Annotated in this window: 19 protein-coding genes and 1 pseudogene; 12 read left to right on the top strand and 8 right to left on the bottom strand. The window is 66.5% G+C overall.

What is annotated here, in order from left to right:
• The first annotated feature begins 2 nt into the window (after positions 1-2).
• On the top strand, positions 3-767 hold the full coding sequence (locus tag CWS39_RS09115; RefSeq protein WP_233213418.1) for a glucose 1-dehydrogenase: 765 nt from the start codon (positions 3-5) through the stop codon (positions 765-767).
• Here CWS39_RS09115 and CWS39_RS09110 read toward each other — a convergent pair.
• The gene (locus CWS39_RS09110; RefSeq protein ID WP_102142579.1) at positions 757-1,608 is read right to left on the bottom strand and encodes a PE-PPE domain-containing protein; all 852 of its coding nucleotides are present in this window, start codon (positions 1,606-1,608) and stop codon (positions 757-759) included. The two genes, CWS39_RS09115 and CWS39_RS09110, sit on opposite strands and share 11 nt — an antisense overlap.
• Before the next feature lie 78 nt (positions 1,609-1,686).
• On the opposite strand from CWS39_RS09110, the gene CWS39_RS09105 reads away from it, so the two are divergent.
• Positions 1,687-2,544, top strand: a complete 858-nt coding sequence (locus CWS39_RS09105) for an IclR family transcriptional regulator (RefSeq protein WP_102142578.1) — start codon at positions 1,687-1,689, stop codon at positions 2,542-2,544.
• A gap of 5 nt (positions 2,545-2,549) precedes the next feature.
• On the opposite strand, the gene CWS39_RS09100 is transcribed toward CWS39_RS09105, so the two are convergent.
• Positions 2,550-3,653: an acyl-CoA dehydrogenase family protein gene (locus CWS39_RS09100; protein WP_102142577.1), complete on the bottom strand. Its 1,104-nt coding sequence runs from the start codon at positions 3,651-3,653 to the stop codon at positions 2,550-2,552.
• A 59-nt stretch (positions 3,654-3,712) separates the two neighbouring features.
• Between CWS39_RS09100 and CWS39_RS09095 the strand changes: the two genes are divergently transcribed.
• Entirely contained in the window at positions 3,713-4,627 is a 915-nt protein-coding gene (locus CWS39_RS09095; protein WP_102142576.1) for an acyl-CoA dehydrogenase family protein, read from the top strand.
• A 3-nt stretch (positions 4,628-4,630) separates the two neighbouring features.
• On the opposite strand, the gene CWS39_RS09090 is transcribed toward CWS39_RS09095, so the two are convergent.
• A complete protein-coding gene (locus CWS39_RS09090; RefSeq protein WP_102142575.1) occupies positions 4,631-6,034 on the bottom strand; it encodes a PE-PPE domain-containing protein in 1,404 nt (467 codons plus the stop codon).
• A gap of 193 nt (positions 6,035-6,227) precedes the next feature.
• Entirely contained in the window at positions 6,228-7,010 is a 783-nt protein-coding gene (locus tag CWS39_RS09085; RefSeq protein WP_102142574.1) for a hypothetical protein, read from the bottom strand.
• Positions 7,011-7,050: 40 nt separating this feature from the next.
• Here CWS39_RS09085 and CWS39_RS09080 point away from each other — a divergent pair, with 40 nt between their 5' ends.
• Positions 7,051-7,455 (top strand): RidA family protein, encoded by a 405-nt coding sequence (locus CWS39_RS09080; RefSeq protein ID WP_102142573.1) that lies wholly within the window; start codon positions 7,051-7,053, stop codon positions 7,453-7,455.
• Here the strand turns inward: CWS39_RS09080 and CWS39_RS09075 are convergent.
• Positions 7,404-7,757 (bottom strand): DUF952 domain-containing protein, encoded by a 354-nt coding sequence (locus CWS39_RS09075; protein ID WP_102142572.1) that lies wholly within the window; start codon positions 7,755-7,757, stop codon positions 7,404-7,406. The genes CWS39_RS09080 and CWS39_RS09075 overlap by 52 nt on opposite strands.
• Before the next feature lie 135 nt (positions 7,758-7,892).
• On the opposite strand from CWS39_RS09075, the gene CWS39_RS09070 reads away from it, so the two are divergent.
• Entirely contained in the window at positions 7,893-8,084 is a 192-nt protein-coding gene (locus tag CWS39_RS09070) for a DUF7455 domain-containing protein (protein WP_102142571.1), read from the top strand.
• A 63-nt stretch (positions 8,085-8,147) separates the two neighbouring features.
• Positions 8,148-9,071: a YihY/virulence factor BrkB family protein gene (locus CWS39_RS09065; RefSeq protein WP_102142570.1), complete on the top strand. Its 924-nt coding sequence runs from the start codon at positions 8,148-8,150 to the stop codon at positions 9,069-9,071.
• Here CWS39_RS09065 and CWS39_RS09060 read toward each other — a convergent pair.
• On the bottom strand, positions 9,061-9,297 hold the full coding sequence (locus CWS39_RS09060) for a DUF3039 domain-containing protein (protein WP_102142569.1): 237 nt from the start codon (positions 9,295-9,297) through the stop codon (positions 9,061-9,063). The genes CWS39_RS09065 and CWS39_RS09060 overlap by 11 nt on opposite strands.
• A gap of 65 nt (positions 9,298-9,362) precedes the next feature.
• On the opposite strand from CWS39_RS09060, the gene CWS39_RS09055 reads away from it, so the two are divergent.
• The 3 genes and pseudogenes from CWS39_RS09055 to CWS39_RS09045 all read left to right on the top strand — a co-directional run bounded on the left by CWS39_RS09055 (position 9,363) and on the right by CWS39_RS09045 (position 11,691).
• Positions 9,363-9,761, top strand: a complete 399-nt coding sequence (locus tag CWS39_RS09055) for a DUF3099 domain-containing protein (protein ID WP_102142568.1) — start codon at positions 9,363-9,365, stop codon at positions 9,759-9,761.
• Positions 9,762-9,900: 139 nt separating this feature from the next.
• A pseudogene (locus tag CWS39_RS09050) lies at positions 9,901-10,869 on the top strand (sigma-70 family RNA polymerase sigma factor); the annotation flags it as partial.
• 126 nt (positions 10,870-10,995) lie between these two features.
• Positions 10,996-11,691, top strand: coding sequence for an iron-dependent transcriptional repressor DtxR (locus CWS39_RS09045; protein ID WP_102142566.1), 696 nt, complete (start codon positions 10,996-10,998; stop codon positions 11,689-11,691).
• Between the two features lie 14 nt (positions 11,692-11,705).
• On the opposite strand, the gene CWS39_RS09040 is transcribed toward CWS39_RS09045, so the two are convergent.
• Together CWS39_RS09040 and CWS39_RS09035 are read right to left on the bottom strand one after the other, a co-directional pair.
• Entirely contained in the window at positions 11,706-12,737 is a 1,032-nt protein-coding gene (locus CWS39_RS09040; RefSeq protein ID WP_102142565.1) for a DUF4192 domain-containing protein, read from the bottom strand.
• Positions 12,738-12,840: 103 nt separating this feature from the next.
• Positions 12,841-13,533 carry a DUF5642 family protein gene (locus tag CWS39_RS09035; RefSeq protein ID WP_142386818.1) on the bottom strand — a complete coding sequence of 231 codons (693 nt, stop codon included), beginning with the start codon at positions 13,531-13,533 and terminating at the stop codon, positions 12,841-12,843.
• A gap of 153 nt (positions 13,534-13,686) precedes the next feature.
• On the opposite strand from CWS39_RS09035, the gene sthA reads away from it, so the two are divergent.
• From sthA to CWS39_RS09020, 3 genes are all read left to right on the top strand, one after another.
• Positions 13,687-15,093 carry a Si-specific NAD(P)(+) transhydrogenase gene (sthA, locus tag CWS39_RS09030; protein ID WP_102142616.1) on the top strand — a complete coding sequence of 469 codons (1,407 nt, stop codon included), beginning with the start codon at positions 13,687-13,689 and terminating at the stop codon, positions 15,091-15,093.
• Between the two features lie 164 nt (positions 15,094-15,257).
• Entirely contained in the window at positions 15,258-16,247 is a 990-nt protein-coding gene (locus tag CWS39_RS09025) for a proteasome assembly chaperone family protein (RefSeq protein ID WP_102142563.1), read from the top strand.
• 36 nt (positions 16,248-16,283) lie between these two features.
• Entirely contained in the window at positions 16,284-17,306 is a 1,023-nt protein-coding gene (locus tag CWS39_RS09020; protein WP_102142562.1) for an alpha/beta fold hydrolase, read from the top strand.
• Positions 17,307-17,334: the final 28 nt, after the last annotated feature.

Below are 17,334 nucleotides of genomic sequence, written 5' to 3'. Positions count from 1 at the left end.
TCATGCCCACACCGATGGACCTGTCGGGAAAGGTCGCGATCATCACCGGCGCGGCGCAGGGCCAGGGCGCGGCGGAGGCCCGCCTGTTCGCCTCACTGGGCGCCCGTGTGGTGCTGACCGACGTGCTGGCCGAGCAGGGTCGTGCGGTCGCCGACTCGATCGGTGCGGCGGCGTGCTTCGTACGGCATGATGTCGGCAACGAAAACGACTGGCGCACAACGGTGGACACCGCACTTGCCACGTTCGGCCGGGTCGACGTCCTGGTCAACAACGCGGCGATCTGCGTGAACCGGCCACTCGTCGAGCAACCCGCAGCCGAGTTCGAACGGATGCTGCGGGTCAATCTCGTCGGGGCGTTTCTCGGCATCCAGGCTGTCGTGGGCCCGATGACATCGGTCGGCGGCGGCTCGATCGTCAACATCGCGTCGCAGGCCGGTCAGCAGGGCCTGTCCGGTTACAGCGCCTATGGCGCATCGAAGTGGGGACTGCGCGGCATGTCCAAGGTGGCGGCGATCGAACTGGGCCCGTTGGGCATTCGGGTCAACACGGTGTACCCCGGGATGATCGATACGCCGATGATCGCGCACCTGGGCGTGCAACGTGGACCGGGAGGCCATCCGGGCGCGCCGCTGACCCGGGTGGGGACGCCCGAGGAGGTCGCCGACGTCGTCGCGTTCCTCGCCTCGGACGCATCGTCCTACATCACCGGGGCCGATCTGACGGTCGACGGCGGCGCCAGCGCGGGCCGGATCCCGGTCACAGGTTGACGACGTCGGGCACCCGCGGTCCCCAGAAGTTCAGATGGTTCGCGGAATGCTGTAGCGCCGTCCGCCCGGGAATGATGTCTGTTACCGCGTACTTGTCGTGCGGGAAGTCGCGCAGGAACACCCCGAGGTCGAATCCGGTTTTGACCAAACGGAACAAGCTGACCGGCCCCAGCTCGCCGGTCTGCGCCCAGCGCGCGATGTTCATCGCGATGGTCGCGATCATGCTGAACGGGTCGACGAGCGAAAGCGGCGTGACAAGGTCGTAACCCTGCTTCAGATAGGTGCCGAAAATGTCGGCATTGCCGTAGATGTCGCCGGGCAGGCAATAATCGAACCAGTCGATGGTGCCGGCCATGGTGATGTTGTCGCCGGAGATTCCTTGGTAGGCAAGCTGATTGCCGAGATGGAAGGTGCGCCCGCGACCTCGGTGCGGTGATCCGATCGCGTGTACCCAACGGCAGTCACGTTGGCGTGCGGTGAGCGACCCGGACACCAACTCACGGCCGACCAGCGACACCACCGCGGCGCCCTGGCTGTAACCGAGCAGGCCGAATGAGCCTCGATGTTCGCCGATCAAACGCTTCACCTCGGCGACACCCATATCCCGGGACTTCAGATACGACGGGTTGCCCAGCGCGTCCAGCAGGTCCTGGCCACCCCCGGGAATCGGGCCGAAACTGGCCGGATAGTTGACGTAGACGATGTCGAACACAGTGCGATCGAGGACATCGGTGATGCCTTTGAGCATCCCGATCTCGGCCGCCGGCGTGATGGGGCCGCCATTGGCCGCAGCGACCGCTTCCCAGGTCCCCGGTACGCAGAACAGTCTGTGCCTGGCCATAACTCGAGTATGCGCCGACGTAGGTGAAACGACGATTTCCGCAGCGCTGAATCCGGTGTGGTGAGATTCTTTCGGTACATGCAGCGGTCATCGAGTGGTAAACGCGACGCGACGACGTCGTTGGTGGACCGCGTCGCGCAAATCATGAACCTGTTCGACAGTCCCGGCACGCTTCTCTACCTCGACGAGGTGGTCGCCCGCACGGGGCTACCCCGTTCGTCGACGCATCGCATCCTCAACCAGCTGCACGACGCGGGGCTCCTGCACCATCGGCCCGACGGCTACTGCGTCGCATCCTCACCGCTGCCGCTGACCCGGATGGTCGATCACTCACAGCTGCGCGGCGTCGCCGCCCCCACCCTCGAGCGTCTGCACGCCGACACCGCGTTGGTCGTGCACCTCGGGGTGCTGGTCGGCGCGGATGTCGTCTACCTCGACAAGGTGTCGAGCGGCCAAGGCGTGGTGGTGCCGACGCGCGTCGGCGGTCACACGCCTGCACATGCCAGCGCGTTGGGAAAAGCGATGCTTTCGCAGATTCCGGCCGAGTCGGTCGACGCGATCGTCGCGGACCCGCTCCGCAAATGCACTCCCGCGACCATCGCCGATCTGTCCATGCTGCATCAGGAGCTGGCCCAGATCAGATCCCGCCACGGGCTCGCGTACGACAACGAGGAGCTGACCGTCGGCCTGTCCAGCGTGGCGGCGCCCATCCGCACCGCCGACGGCGAAGGGGCCGGCCTGTCACTCACGGGAGCGGTGCCTGTCGGACACCTACAAAATACGGCCCCGTTCGTATTGCGTGCCGCGCGTGACATTTCCGAGCGACTCGGCCGCATCGCAACCCGGTCAGCACCGGGCCCGGCCGAACCCCCGTCGGTGACCGATGACATGTTGTCGCGGGTGCTTCGCACGCTGTCCTCCGACGACTGGGTCTGACCCGGTCACCAAATGAGGTCGTCGACCTTGAGGCCGAACGCGAACCGGCCCACCACCGACAGCACCTGAGTGACATTGCTAGCGACGTGGACCCGGGCGGTCTGCACATCGCGCCACACGCGCTCGAGCAGACCGTCGTCGTCCGCGCCAGACTCTTGCATGACCGTGCGAACGGCCCGCATCGCCCGTTCGGAGGCCATCACCTGGTCTCGGCGCGATCGCAACACCAACTCGGTGTCCGGGTAGCCGCCGGCACGAGCGCATTGCATGAGGTTTGCAACGTTGCGGCGGATCTGGCGCAGCGACAGCTCGATATCGGTTTCGGCCATGGCGAGCGCACTTTGGGCTGCCGTCGTGTCGGGACGTCGTGCTCGCAGCACGCGCCGAGCCGCACCGAGCAGCGGAATGGTGCCGGCAAGGGTGTACAGCGTCGGTTGCGGTAGCCGGTACAGCGGCGCAACGGTGGCACTCTGGTCGATATTGAGCCAGCTAAAAGTGCGGTAATCGGGCACCAGCGCGTCGGTGGCGACGACGTCATCTGCGCCAATCCCGCGCAGCCCCAAGCCATTCCAGTTCGGCTCGACCTCATAGTCCGTACGCGGCACCAGCACCGCGACAAAATCCTGAGCGGCGCCGTCCGGGCCGACGAGAAGCGTCGCGGTGTTCAGCCACGATGCCTGCCTCGCGCCGGTGGCCCGCTTCCACCGCCCCGACAGCCGGAAGCCGCCGTCGACGCGCTCCAGCCGTCCGGCCGGCGCGTAGGACGAACACAGCAGCGTCCGTCGATCGGTACCCCAGATCTCTTGCTGCGCCCGCTCATCGCGCAGTGTGAGCCCCCAGCTGTTCACCCCCAGCCACCCGGCCAACCAGCCCGTCGAGGTGCACGCCGATGAGATCTCGAGGGTGAGCGCCAGAAAGTCGTTCGGATCAGCCTCCAAGCCCCCGAACGACTTTGGCTGCAACAGCGAAAAGTAACCCGCGTCGTGCAGGCCAACGATCACCTGTGGGTCGACCGCGCCGTTTCGGTCGACGTCGGCCGCCGCGTCCGCGATCGCAGGCAGCAGTGCCTCGACCGCTTCTCGCACCGCTTGCGAGGAACCCTGGGTCATGGCTGCCCATCCCGTGCCACGATCATGCATACCATTCGCGGCTGCCGAAGGATGCAGATATGACCGAGCCGGGCGGGACGGGCGACGTTGTGCGCGACGTGCTCGACGCGATGGCCCCGCTTGCAGCCGGCGCGCAGAGCACGCCGACAGCTGAATGGGTTACCACGCTGCATGATTCGGGCATCGGCCGGCTGTCGGTCGAGACGTTGTTCGAGGTGGTTTACGAGCTCGCCGCGCTCGACGGTTCGCTGGGGTGGCTCGCGGCGATGTTCAACACGGCCGCCCATGACGTTGCTGGGCTGCCGGATGTCTCCTTGGTCGCCGCCTCACATCGGGTCGGCGGCGAGCTGGTGAATCGTCGGCTCACGGGTCGATGGGGATCGGTCGTCGGTGCCGAGTACGCGGATTGGCTGTTGCTCACCGTCAGCGACGGCGACGCACGCCGTCGCGTCCTGCTGCCGCGGGACTGCGTGCGCATCGACCCGGTTCGCCCGCGGATCGGCCTCGAGGCGGCCGGCGTGTGCGATGTGACGGTCACGGACTTGGCGGTAGGCGAGGGCTGGATGTCCGAAACCTGGAGTGCCGATGCCCATTTGGTCGCTGCGGCGGCAGCGGCGACGGCGGTCGTGGGATCCGCCGATGGTGTCTGGCGCAAGCACGTCGGCGAGGTACGCGCACGGCTGGTCACGTCGTTCGGCAGCGGCGAGGTCACCGAGGAGAAGTCGGCCCAGGTGGCTGCGACGGCTTCCGATATAGACATGGCCAAGTTGCAGGTCACCACACCGAACCGCGCTGCTGACGCGGCGCGCGCCTATCGACAGGCCATCGTCCGGGCACGTGACGCGGCGGATCGGCTCCTGGACAGCAGCCGGCATGCACTGGACGGGGCCGATCCGGTCAGCCGCCAGTGGCGCGACGTGCACGCCGGCTACAGTCTGGCGCTGCAGCTGCTCGACGCGCTCGACCCCGCCTGACGATCACGCCGCGGGCTTGGATTCGTTCGATGAATCCTTATCGGACGTGGAATCTGGGTGTCCAGCCCGCGCCTCACGTGTTTCGCCCTCGGACTCGGTTTGGTCCGACCTCGGAGTGGCCCGACCCGGCAGAGCCTCGGAAATGGCATTCGCGAGCCGGGATGCCAACCGGTTCGCGCCCAACGACCCTCTCTTGGAGCGGGTGTCGCGCGTCGTCGCCGGCGTCTCGCTGCCATTTTCGGTCGCGCGTGCCACGGCAGCGGAGGAGAGTTCGGCCGCCTCGGGTTCTTCTGACGCCGGCGACTCGACGACCGGCGCGGGCGGGGCCGGCGGGACGTATTTCTTGCCCCCGAGGATCTCCACGCCCTCGGCGACCGCCCCGGGCAGCTGCTGCACCGCCTCCGCGATTTTCTCCGGCGGCGTGATGAGGCTGAACTCGGAGACCTGGCTGGGGTCCGCAGTGCGGTCGTACCCCATTTCGACCAGCACCCGAAGAGCGGGTTCGGCGAAATCGACGAACCGCTCCATCCCGACGACGGACGCCGCCACATGGAACGGGTACAGCAACGGAAGGTGCTGGGGCAGCAACACATACGTGGTGTTGCCAACCGTGGTTTCCACCCGGTTGGGGTTGTTCGGATCGTCGAGAAAGTATCCGGGGATGGCGTGCTGGAACACCGCACCGGCCGCAGCGTTGGCGAGCGACAGCGGGTTGAAGTAGGCCGGGAAATCGGACACCGGGTCGTACTGGTTCGAGTAGTCGGTGGTCTTGAACGGGCTGTCGGCCGGTCCGGGGCGCCCGATCGGCACACCCAGAAGGCGTTCGATCGGCGTGTCGTTGAAGAAGTTGAAGCGCGTCGCGATACCGCCGACCGGTCGATACGGATTGCCCAGCAGAATGAACTCGTAATTGTCCGCGTTCGCAACGTATTCCGGATCTTCGGCCATCTCGGCGCGCACGGTTTCGGCCACCATCGAGCCCTGCGACATGCCGATGATCGTCGTCTTGTCATCGGTCGGCTGCGCCGCGATGGCGCGACTCAGAAGGAATGCCCCTTTGTCGACGGATGAGGTCATCGACTGCGGCCAGTACGGCAGATAGGACAGGACCGGAAGATCGGACACGATCGGGATGTCGACGCCGGCGATGCCCGGATACGGGACTGGCCGATACCGGTCACCCTCCGGGACGATCGTGCCGTAGAAGTTGAACGGGATGGACAACGCGAAGCCCTCGATGGTGCCGCCGACACCCAACGTGGTTCCGGCGAGCCGAACCGCGGCGTTGTACAGCGGCGTGCGCCCCGCGTCGGGCACAGACACTGTCAATGCAGCCGATATGACCACGACTGCGCCGCCGGCCAGGCATCGTCGCGCCCACCCCCGGAAGAAGCCCTGCACCGTCATCTCGCCCCCTGTGGCCCCACTGGCTGATCCTTCGGCGAAATGTATGACAGACGGCCCCGATAGGTGGCCAAATCGGTCATCTGACGTTCGCCGTTGTGAACTGAGTGCGAAAATCGGCCACATTTTTCGCCACAGCTTCACACTCGCGGACGGTCAGTGCGTCTGTCGCCCTGCGCCTTTCGCTATCGCGCAGCTAGCGCTTCTTCTCGCGCACCTTGTAGGTCGAGGGCCACGACTCCCGCGTCTCGTCTCCCACCAGCGGGACACCCTTGCTCCCGATCCTGACGTCGTAGGGCTCCTTGCCGGGCCCGACCTCGCGCTTGGCGTGTTCGGTGGCCAGGTACATGAGTTGGTCGATCTCCGCCTCGGCGAACGCGACAAAAGTGGTCTTGCGCACGATGTCCTCTTCGGCCGGGGCCATCCGTTCGGGTAGCAGACGCGACGCGAGGGCGGCAAGACCGAGCAGCGTGAACGGGATGACCCAGTAGCAGATGAACGACAGCGGCGTCTCGGTGTCGAGGATCGTGGCATCGCCGTACACCAGGGGCGGAATCGCCGACGACACCGTCATGCCGGCGAACGCGGCGACCCAGATCCAGGTGAGCAGCATGGTGATCCGCGCGAACATGTCGCTTTCGACGACTTCTTTCGGCTGGCCCACTTCGGCGAACTCGCGGACGAACGGCCGGCCGAGCAACAGCCCGCCGAGCGCGACCACAAAGATGCCGGCTGTGCTCAGCGGCTGCATCCACCGCTCCAGGAACGACTGGCTCACCGTGAACGTAAGCACTGTCAGCACCAAAAAAGTTGCGACAGCACCGATTTCGAGCGTCCGGCCTGGCGCGCCTCTGATGCGGCCGATTCCGAAGGACAGCACGGCGATGCCCAACGCGACCAGCACGGCCGCGCTGAACGGGACGTTGCCGACCAGAATCCAATAGACGATCCACGGCGCGAAGCCAAACAGAATGCCCACGGGGGGCAGTGTAGTTACACCAGAGCACTAGATTGTAGTGATGCCCGAGCGCCTCAACGTGTCCTCTGACTCCCCGTTCGAGGCGGTGGCCGGCTACTCGCGCGCGGTTCGCACCGGACCCTACGTCGCGGTGGCCGGCACCACCGGCACCGGCGACGACATCACGGAGCAGACCCGAGATGCATTGCGGCGCATCGAATCCGCGCTTCAGCAGGCTGGCGCGTCGCTGGCGGATGTGGTCCGGACCCGGATATACGTCACCGACATCGCGCAGTGGCGGGAAGTCGGCGCCGTCCACGCGGAGGTGTTCGGCGACATCCGACCCGCCGCGACCATGGTGGAAGTGTCGGCGCTCATCACGCCGGAGCTGCTGGTGGAGATCGAAGCGGACGCCTATGTCGACGACGTCAACGGGGCGAATCCACCGTCGGCGCCTGGCCGGTAAGGCGTGGCGCTGATCACAGCCGCGACCGGAAGCGGTCCGTACAAATGCGGGAACACCATCCCCGCGGGATCGGTCGGCACGCCGGGTTCCCAACGCAGTGGAGCTGACAAGCGTGTTCGGTCGATATGCAGTAGCACCAAGTCGGTGCGGCCGGCAAAGAGCCGGTTCGCCGGCAGATGCACCTGTTCGGGTGTCGACAGGTGCACGAACCCGTCAGCGTCGAGCGAGTCGGGACGATGTTCACCCCGGTCCTGGGCCAGCCGCCACTCATCGGCGCTGCACAAGTGGACCAACGGAGCCATATCGCCAGCCTTCCTCGCCCGCAACGCCGCGCACACGTGAGACACGACACACCGGTAAACCCCGGGGGAACAAGGCCGGAACCGAATGCGTCTGACACAGTAGAGGCGAAACGGTAACCAGACGGAGGAGCAGCCATGAACGCAACTCTGACCAGTCCCGAGCTGACCCGGGCTGATCGCTGCGATCGCTGCGGCGCGGCTGCTCGCGTCCGCGCGAAGCTTCCTTCTGGAGCCGAGCTGCTCTTCTGCCAGCACCACGCCAATGAGCACGAGGCCAAGCTGATCGAACTGGCCGCCGTCCTCGAGACCAGCACGGTCGAGGCGTAACGCCACCACGCCCGACACCCAGCTTGGGCAGGATTTCAGTTCGTCAGTAATGCTGGACTGGTCATGACAGACCAGTCGCCGCCGGTGTCGCGTCACCACATTTGGCGCATCGCGCGGCGTACGTTGTCGAAAAGCTGGGACGATTCGATCTTTTCCGAATCGGCGCAGGCAGCATTCTGGTCGGCGTTGTCGTTACCTCCGCTGCTGCTGGGCATGCTGGGCAGTCTGGCCTACATCGCGCCGTTGTTCGGTCCGGAGACCCTGCCGACCATCGAGGCGCGGCTGATCAGCACCGCCGACAGCTTCTTCTCCCCCAACGTCGTCAACGAGATCATCGAACCGACGGTGCGCGACATCGTGCAGGGCGCGCGCGGTGAGGTGGTCTCCATCGGCTTCGTCATCTCGCTGTGGGCGGGCTCGTCGGCGATCTCGGCGTTCGTCGACTCGATCGTCGAGGCGCACAACCAGACCCCGCTGCGCCATCCGGTGCGGCAACGGTTCTATGCGCTCGGCCTGTACGTGGTGATGCTGGTGCTGGCGATCGCCAGCGCCCCGTTTTTGGCGCTGGGGCCGCGCAAAATCGCCGAATTGCTCCCCGACAGCTGGCACAGCGTGCTGCGGTTCGGCTATTACCCCGCGCTGATCATCAGCATCGTCGTCGCGGTGAACGTGCTGTACCGGGTGTCGCTGCCCAAACCGCTGCCCAGCCACCGGCTGCTGTTGGGCTCGGTGCTGGCCACCGCGGTGTTCCTGCTCGCAACACTGGGGCTGCGCGTGTACCTGACCTGGATCACCAGCACCGGCTACACCTACGGCGCGCTGGCCACCCCCATCGCGTTTCTGTTGTTCGCGTTTTTCCTGGGCCTCGCGATCATGCTGGGTGCTGAGCTCAACGCCGCCATCGAGGAGGAGTGGCCCGCACCGGCCACCCACGCCCACCGGCTGCGGGGCTGGCTGAGGCAGAAGGCCGAGTCGGTTACTTCTTGAGCTGCTCGTAGATCCGCTTGCAGTCGGGGCACACCGGCGAGCCCGGCTTGGCGGCGCGGGTCACCGGGAACACCTCGCCGCACAGCGCGACGACATGGGTACCCATCACCGCGCTCTCGGCGATCTTGTCCTTCTTGACGTAGTGGAAAAACTTCGGGGTGTCGCTGTCGGTCCCGTCGTCGACGCGTTCGTCGGTGTCGGTGCGCTCGATCGTCTGGGTCTGCATGGTTTCAATTGTGCCTTGAGGGATCCCACCCGTTTAGAGGTGGACAGGTGTGGAACAGTGGAGGTATGAAACACGGCCCCGAGCTGAGTTTCGACGACGAGGGTCGGCCCGTCCTGATCACCCGCGCGGCGCTTCCGTTTGAGGAGCAGCACCGCGCGCGGGTTCGCAAGTATCTGACGTTGATGGCGTTTCGTATCCCGGCGCTGATCCTCGCGGCCGTGGCCTACGGCATCTGGGAGAACGGCCTCATCTCGCTGGCCATCATTTTGGTGTCGGTGCCGCTGCCGTGGATGGCCGTGCTGATCGCCAACGACCGGCCGCCCCGCAAGGCCGACGAGCCGCGGCGGTACGACGCCCGGCGGATCCCGCTCTTTCCGACCGCCGAACGACCGGCGCTGGAACGCCCCGGCACCTTCACCGCGCAACCGGAGACGGGCGAACCGCAGCGCGATGTTCCCCGATGAGGATCCTCTGCCCGTATTCTCAGGACATTCTCAGCTCGACGGCGAATAACCGCAGATCAACAGGTGTGAAGCGGGCAATAGGCGGGAACTCTTAGCGGCACCTGGGCGTTGAAGCTCTTGACAGTGCGAAGCCGATCAGGAGGCCGTCATGGCAAATGCCACCACAAGCCGCGTCGACAACGACCTGGACGCTCAGAGCCCGGCCGCTGACCTCGTGCGCGTGTATCTGAACGGCATCGGCAAAACGGCCTTGCTGAACGCCGCCGATGAAGTGGAACTCGCGAAGCGCATCGAGGCCGGCCTTTATGCGCAGCATCTGCTGGCCACCCGGAAGCGTCTGGGCGAGAACCGCAAACGCGATCTGGCCGCGGTCGTGCGCGACGGCGAAGCGGCCCGTCGGCATCTGCTCGAGGCCAACCTGCGCCTGGTGGTGTCGCTCGCGAAGCGCTACACCGGTCGCGGGATGCCGCTGCTGGACCTCATCCAGGAGGGCAACCTCGGCCTCATCCGGGCCATGGAGAAGTTCGACTACACCAAGGGCTTCAAGTTCTCCACGTATGCCACCTGGTGGATCCGGCAGGCGATCACCCGCGGCATGGCCGACCAGAGCCGCACCATCCGGCTGCCCGTGCACCTGGTCGAGCAGGTCAACAAGCTGGCCCGGATCAAGCGCGAGATGCACCAGAACCTGGGTCGCGAGGCCACCGACGAGGAACTGGCCGCCGAGTCCGGGATCCCGGTGGAGAAGATCACCGATCTGCTGGAGCACAGTCGCGATCCGGTGAGCCTCGACATGCCGGTCGGCAGCGACGAGGAAGCCCCGCTGGGCGACTTCATCGAAGACGCCGAGGCGATGTCGGCCGAAAATGCGGTCATCTCCGAGTTGCTGCACACCGATATCCGGCACGTGCTGGCCACCCTCGACGAGCGCGAGCAGCAGGTGATCCGCCTGCGTTTCGGTCTCGACGACGGGCAGCCGCGCACTCTGGACCAGATCGGCAAGCTGTTCGGGCTGTCCCGCGAGCGGGTCCGCCAGATCGAGCGTGAGGTGATGGCCAAGCTGCGCAACGGTGAGCGCGCCGACCGGCTGCGCTCGTACGCCAGCTAACACGTTGACGAGAAGCCCGCCGGTCACCCGGCGGGCTTCTCGCTGTGCCTGGCCTGTGTCACACAAGATGGACCGCAGTTTTTGCAGCTAGACCGGTAGACTTTGGCCTGACGGAGGGTTGCGCGAATGAACGATCTTGTCGATACCACCGAGATGTACCTGCGGACGATTTACGACCTCGAAGAGGAGGGCGTGGTGCCGCTGCGTGCCCGCATCGCCGAGCGCCTCGACCAAAGCGGCCCGACCGTGAGCCAAACCGTGTCCCGGATGGAGCGTGACGGGCTGCTGCACGTCGCCGGCGACCGCCACCTGGAGCTGACCGAGAAGGGCCGCGCCCTGGCCGTGGCCGTGATGCGCAAGCACCGGCTGGCCGAGCGGCTGCTGGTCGACGTCATCGGCCTGCCGTGGGAGGAAGTGCACGCCGAGGCGTGCCGCTGGGAACACGTGATGAGCGAGGACGTCGAGCGTCGCCTCGTGCAGGTGCTCGACAACCCCACCACTTCACCGTTCGGCAACCCCATCCCCGGGCTGTCCGAACTCGGCGTCGGCGGTTCCCTGTCCGGCGGCGACGACGTCAACCTGGTCCGGCTCACCGAGCTTCCGGCCGGGATGCCCGTCGCGGTCGTCGTGCGCCAGCTCACCGAACACGTCCAGGGCGACGCCGAATTGATCGCCCGCCTCAAGGACGCCGGCGTGGTGCCCAACGCCCGCGTGACCGTGCAGCTCAATGACCACGGCGGGGTGATGATCATGATCCCCGGCCACGAGCAGGTCGAACTGCCCCACCATATGGCACACGCCGTCAAGGTGGAAAAGGTCTAACCGGCGTCAGCCCGTTATCCGGCGCGCTTGCCCCACAGCCGCCGCGGTGGCAGATCCACGCCCAGCTGATCGGCTAGGCGATACCCGGTGATGCCCAGCTCGCGGATTCGCTCGGGCCGCAGCCCGGACTGCAGCGCGGTGTCGAGCATGCCGGCCATCCGGTGCGTCGGATCGGCGCGCAACGCCGCCTCCAGCGACACCCCGGCCAGCGGGCCGTCGCCGCGGGAGTAGGCCGAAAACGCCAGCAACACCAACGGCTCGATTCGCCACGGCTCGGGCAGGGTACGCGCCAGCAGCCCCCACAGCGCCTCGGCTTGTTCGGCGTTCTCCCCCACGGCCAACGCGTATAGGGTGTCGCGGACCATGTAGTCGCTCAGCGCGGTGCCGAGGCGGGCCAGCACGTCGACGCTCAGATCCTCGCCGGCGGCCACTCGAGCCGCGGCGTCGATGGCGTGTTCGATCTCGCTGGACGCATCGGTCGGGGTGCGCGCGGCCGTCAGTTCCTCGATCTTGGCCGCCACCTCGGCACTGCGAACGCGGTCGATGTCGATGACCCCCTGCAGGTCGGCGCGGCGGGCGTAGAGCCGGCGCCCGTCCAGGACCGCTGCCATGGCCAACGGCGACGACGCCGGGTCGTCGACGGTGCCGCTGCTTCCGCAGCCATCGACGCAATGCCACCGCCCACCCGCGGCCACCTTGTCGACGACGTGCGCGGCATACAGCTCGATGCCATGTTCGGCCAGGCAATCGGTCAACGCGTCGGCGAGCTCACGGTATTCGTCGTTGCACATCCGGCAGGCCGCACCGTCGGCGTCGACGACCACCACGATCGCCGAGTCGGGCCTGGCGGCGGCGGCCACCTCGGCGATGTGCTCGACCGTATCGGCCAGGTCATCCGAAAGGTCAACGCGCATAACGCATCCCAGTTCGCCGCGATCGATGGTCACCAATACCAGTGACTTCTCTGGGACGAAGCCCAGGACGGCGGGCAGGGCCGCGATCAGTGCGCCGGGCCGGTTGAGGTGAAAGTCGGGTGTTCTGGTCATGCCCCGACGCTTCCAATCCGCACCGTCACGACGACGCCGCCGCAGCGGTTTTCCGCGTCTGCTGTGGATGAACCCGTGACTTGGGATGAACCGCGCGGACGGACTACTGCACGCCGCGGCGCACCCGCAGCACTGCGTCGCTGAACAGCGTGTGCAGCGCTTCGGTGTCCGGGCTGGAGCTTTCCCCGGCGCCGATCCAGGCCGCGGTCACCCGCACGTCGTCGATCTGGGCCACCAGCACCAACAACCGGCGTGTCGCACCCTGCGCTTCTGACACCGTCTGATCCACCGCCAAGGTGTCGTCGGCGTCGACCGGAGGCGACGGCACCAGCTCCGCGCTGACCGTCGTGACGAGTTCGCCGGCGGTGGCCGTGACCGACGCGCAATCGCCGAGCTGGTCGCGTCGCTGCGCCAGCTCGTCACCCGCACGCGTGAGCACGACGACGAGGCTGTCCGACGTCGTCGCATCGACACCCCGCGCGGCCACGGCATCGTGTGGGGCCGCGCTCGGCGGCGGTGGTGCACACTGCGGCGGTTCCACCACTGCCCCCGGCCCTATCCCGTCGATGTGGCGGATCGTCTCTTCGACCGATTTCGGGTCCAGCACTACGGCCGGATAGTCGGGCGGGAAGCGCTGCGGCTCAATGAGCAAGTCGGACAACGCTATTGGCTGCTGCACGCCGGCGGCGAAATCTGCCGGATGTCCGGCGCCGTCGACTGTTCGCGTGCAGCCCACACCCCAGCCCGCCGTCGCGACCAACATCCACCCGACGACGACGTGCCCTGTGCGCCGCACGCATTCGACCATCGGGGGTCATGGTCTCATCGCGGCCGGCGCCGGCGGGTCAGGCGCGCGCGGGAAGACATCCTGCGGATCTTGTTCACGAGCTTTTGGTGTGGTCGGCATGCGAGATTGACCGAACCGGCGTAGACATTTGCCATGGCTTCGATGCTGGAGTACGACCTCGTCGTCATCGGTTCAGGTCCCGGGGGGCAGAAGGCGGCGATCGCCGCCGCGAAGCTCGGCAAGTCGGTGGCGGTCATCGAACGCGGCCGCATGATCGGCGGAGTGTGCGTGAACACCGGCACGATCCCGTCCAAGACGCTGCGCGAAGCCGTCGTCTACCTCACCGGTTTGAGCCAGCGTGAACTCTACGGCTCCAGCTACCGGGTCAAGGAGAAGATCACGCCCGCCGACCTGCTGGCCCGCACCCAGCACGTGATCAACAAAGAGGTCGACGTGGTGCGCTCGCAACTGATGCGCAACCGCATCGACCTGATCATCGGCCACGGCCGCTTCGTCGACCCGCACACCATCCTGGTCGAAGACCCTGCCCGCGGCGAGAAGACCACCGTCAGCGGCGATTACATCGTCATCGCCACCGGCACCAAACCTGCCCGGCCGGCCGGCGTCGAGTTCGACGCGGAGCGGGTGCTGGACTCCGACGAAATCCTCGACCTGAAGTCGCTGCCGTCGTCGATGGTGGTGGTCGGCGCCGGGGTGATCGGCATCGAGTACGCGTCGATGTTCGCCGCACTCGGCACCAAAGTCACCGTCGTCGAAAAGCGTGACACCATGCTGGAATTCTGCGATCCGGAGATCATCGAGGCACTCAAGTTCCATCTGCGCGATCTGGCGGTGACGTTCCGGTTCGGCGAAGAGGTGACGGGCGTCGACGTCGGCTCGGCCGGCACCGTCACCACGCTGGCCAGCGGCAAGCAGATTCCCGCGGAAACGGTGATGTACTCGGCGGGCCGGCAGGGCCAGACCGAACATCTCGACGTCGAGAAGGCCGGCCTGGAGGTTGACCGGCGCGGCCGGATCTTCGTCGACGACCAGTTCCAGACCAAGGTCGATCACATCTACGCCGTCGGCGATGTCATCGGCTTCCCCGCGCTGGCCGCCACGTCGATGGATCAGGGGCGGCTGGCCGCCTACCACGCATTCGGCGAGCCGGTGAAGGGCATGACCGAGCTGCAGCCGATCGGCATCTACTCGATTCCCGAGGTGTCGTATGTGGGGGCCACCGAAGTGCAGCTGACCAAGGACGCGATCCCCTACGAGGTCGGGGTGTCGCGATACCGCGAGTTGGCCCGCGGCCAGATCGCCGGCGACTCCTACGGCATGCTCAAGCTGCTGGTCTCGACCGAAGACCTGAAGTTGTTGGGAGTGCACATCTTCGGTACCAGCGCGACCGAGATGGTGCACATCGGCCAGGCCGTGATGGGCTGCGGCGGCACCGTCGAATACCTGGTCGACGCGGTGTTCAATTACCCGACGTTCTCAGAGGCCTACAAGGTCGCGGCGCTGGACGTGATGAACAAGCTGCGGGCGCTGAACAAGTTCCGCGCGTAGCGAAACGAGCAAACTTCGTCGCCGCGGCCTCTGCGCATACGCCGATCTGGGTATTGGCGGTGGGATGAAGCAACATCGGCGCCGCGTTCGAATAATGAGTGGGGCCGCGATGGCGATCACCGCAAAATGCGCGACACTAGTTGTTACGCGAGGAGGCGAAGCGAATGGCTGACAGCAGCAACAACCCGGAGCAGCATTACCAGCCCGAGCAGACCGGCATGTACGAGTTGGAGTTTCCCGCACCCCAGCTGTCCTCATCAGACGGCCGCGGACCGGTGATGATCCACGCCCTGGAGGGATTTTCCGATGCCGGCCACGCCATCCGGCTCGCCGCTGCCCATCTCAAGGCGAGCCTGGACACCGAACTGGTGGCGTCGTTCGCCATCGACGAGCTGCTCGACTACCGGTCCCGGCGCCCGCTGATGACGTTCAAGACCGACCACTTCACCAGCTACGAGGATCCAGAGCTGAACCTCTACGCCCTGCATGACAGCATCGGCACCCCCTTCCTGCTGCTCGCCGGCATGGAGCCGGACCTGCGCTGGGAACGGTTCATCACCGCGGTGCGGTTGCTGGCCGAACGGCTCGGTGTGCGCCAGGTGATCGGGCTGGGCACCATCCCGATGGCCGTCCCGCACACCAGGCCGGTGACGTTGACGGCGCACTCCAACGACAAGGAACTCATCGCCGACCACACGCCGTGGGTCGGGGAAGTGCAAGTGCCGGCCAGCGTGTCCAACCTGCTGGAGTACCGGATGGCTCAGCATGGACACCCCGTCGTCGGGTTCACCGTGCACGTCCCCCACTATCTGGCCCAGACCGCCTATCCGCCGGCCGCCGAGGCGCTGCTTGCGGAGGTCGCCAAGTCCGGATCGCTGCAGATCCCGCTGGCGGCACTGGCCGAAGCCGGCGCAGAGGTGCACGCGAGGATCAACGAGCAGGTCGAGGCGAGCCCCGAGGTCGCTCAGGTGGTGGCCGCGCTGGAGCGACAGTACGATGCCTTCGTCGCCGCTCAGGAGAACCGGTCACTGCTGGCACGCGACGAAGACCTGCCCAGCGGTGACGAACTCGGCGCCGAGTTCGAGCGGTTCCTGGCCCAACAGGCCGGCAACACGTTCACAGAAGGCTTCGGCGAAGGCGAAGACGACAAGTAGAGCCCCAGCGGGCCACATTGGCGAAGGCGGCGGACTATGACGGAGCGAAAGCCCAATCTGCGCCCCGTGCGTGAGCTGACGCCCTCCCTCGAATACCGGACCATCCACGGCTACCGTCGCGCGTTCCGGCTGGCCGGCTCGGGTCCCGCGCTGTTGCTGATCCACGGCATCGGCGACAACTCCACCACCTGGAACACCGTGCAGGCCACGCTCGCCCAACGGTTCACGGTCATCGCGCCCGACCTGCTGGGCCATGGAAAATCCGACAAGCCGCGGGCCGACTACTCGGTGGCGGCCTACGCCAACGGCATGCGCGACCTGCTCAGCGTGCTCGACATCGACCGGGTCACCGTGATCGGGCATTCGCTCGGCGGCGGCGTGGCCATGCAGTTCGCCTACCAGTTCCCGCAATTGGTCGAGCGGCTGATCCTCGTCGGCGCGGGCGGGGTGACGAAGGACGTCAACATCGCGCTGCGGTTCGCGTCGCTGCCGATGGGCAGTGAAGCGCTGGCGCTGTTGAGGCTGCCACTGCTGCTGCCCGCGCTGCAGGCCGCCGGCCGGGTCGCCGGAATGGTGTTCGGCTCCACCGGAATGGGCCGCGACCTGCCCGATGTGCTGCGGATCCTGGCCGACCTCCCGGAGCCGACGGCGTCGTGGGCGTTTGCCCGCACGCTGCGCGCCGTCGTCGACTGGCGAGGCCAGGTGGTGACCATGCTGGACCGATGTTATTTGACCGAATCTGTTCCGGTACAACTGATTTGGGGTAGCCACGATTCGGTGATCCCGGTCAGCCATGCCCGGATGGCGCACGCCGCGATGCCCGGTTCCCGGTTGGAGATCTTCGACGGGTCCGGGCATTTTCCGTTCCATGACGACCCGGACCGCTTCGTCGAGGTGGTCGAACGGTTCATCGACTCCACCGAGCCCGCCGTCTACGACCAGGACCTACTGCGCAACCTGTTGCGCACCGGCATCAGCGAAGGCGCGATCTCCGGATCGCTCGACACCCGGGTGGCGGTGCTCGACGCCATGGGCGCCGACGAACGCAGCGCTACCTGAGCTTCGCCGATACCGCCCCCGGACGAAG

The sequence above is a fragment of the Mycobacterium hubeiense genome (genome assembly GCF_002838065.1).
Lineage (GTDB): Bacteria > Actinomycetota > Actinomycetes > Mycobacteriales > Mycobacteriaceae > Mycobacterium > Mycobacterium hubeiense.
This window is presented reverse-complemented; position numbering and strand designations above follow the sequence as displayed.

Excerpts from the sequence above, each read along its gene's own strand:
- CWS39_RS09060 (WP_102142569.1), bottom strand. The coding sequence starts at position 9,297 with ATGCAGACCCAGACGATCGAGCGCACCGACACCGACGAACGCGTCGAC.
- CWS39_RS09090 (WP_102142575.1), bottom strand. The coding sequence starts at position 6,034 with ATGACGGTGCAGGGCTTCTTCCGGGGGTGGGCGCGACGATGCCTGGCC.
- CWS39_RS09025 (WP_102142563.1), top strand. The coding sequence starts at position 15,258 with ATGGCTGACAGCAGCAACAACCCGGAGCAGCATTACCAGCCCGAGCAG.
- CWS39_RS09075 (WP_102142572.1), bottom strand. The coding sequence starts at position 7,757 with ATGGCTCCGTTGGTCCACTTGTGCAGCGCCGATGAGTGGCGGCTGGCC.
- CWS39_RS09110 (WP_102142579.1), bottom strand. The coding sequence starts at position 1,608 with ATGGCCAGGCACAGACTGTTCTGCGTACCGGGGACCTGGGAAGCGGTC.
- CWS39_RS09045 (WP_102142566.1), top strand. The coding sequence starts at position 10,996 with ATGAACGATCTTGTCGATACCACCGAGATGTACCTGCGGACGATTTAC.
- CWS39_RS09115 (WP_233213418.1), top strand. The coding sequence starts at position 3 with ATGCCCACACCGATGGACCTGTCGGGAAAGGTCGCGATCATCACCGGC.
- CWS39_RS09065 (WP_102142570.1), top strand. The coding sequence starts at position 8,148 with ATGACAGACCAGTCGCCGCCGGTGTCGCGTCACCACATTTGGCGCATC.
- CWS39_RS09070 (WP_102142571.1), top strand. The coding sequence starts at position 7,893 with ATGAACGCAACTCTGACCAGTCCCGAGCTGACCCGGGCTGATCGCTGC.
- sthA (WP_102142616.1), top strand. The coding sequence starts at position 13,687 with ATGCTGGAGTACGACCTCGTCGTCATCGGTTCAGGTCCCGGGGGGCAG.
- CWS39_RS09055 (WP_102142568.1), top strand. The coding sequence starts at position 9,363 with ATGAAACACGGCCCCGAGCTGAGTTTCGACGACGAGGGTCGGCCCGTC.
- CWS39_RS09100 (WP_102142577.1), bottom strand. The coding sequence starts at position 3,653 with ATGACCCAGGGTTCCTCGCAAGCGGTGCGAGAAGCGGTCGAGGCACTG.
- CWS39_RS09095 (WP_102142576.1), top strand. The coding sequence starts at position 3,713 with ATGACCGAGCCGGGCGGGACGGGCGACGTTGTGCGCGACGTGCTCGAC.
- CWS39_RS09080 (WP_102142573.1), top strand. The coding sequence starts at position 7,051 with ATGCCCGAGCGCCTCAACGTGTCCTCTGACTCCCCGTTCGAGGCGGTG.
- CWS39_RS09040 (WP_102142565.1), bottom strand. The coding sequence starts at position 12,737 with ATGACCAGAACACCCGACTTTCACCTCAACCGGCCCGGCGCACTGATC.
- CWS39_RS09020 (WP_102142562.1), top strand. The coding sequence starts at position 16,284 with ATGACGGAGCGAAAGCCCAATCTGCGCCCCGTGCGTGAGCTGACGCCC.
- CWS39_RS09105 (WP_102142578.1), top strand. The coding sequence starts at position 1,687 with ATGCAGCGGTCATCGAGTGGTAAACGCGACGCGACGACGTCGTTGGTG.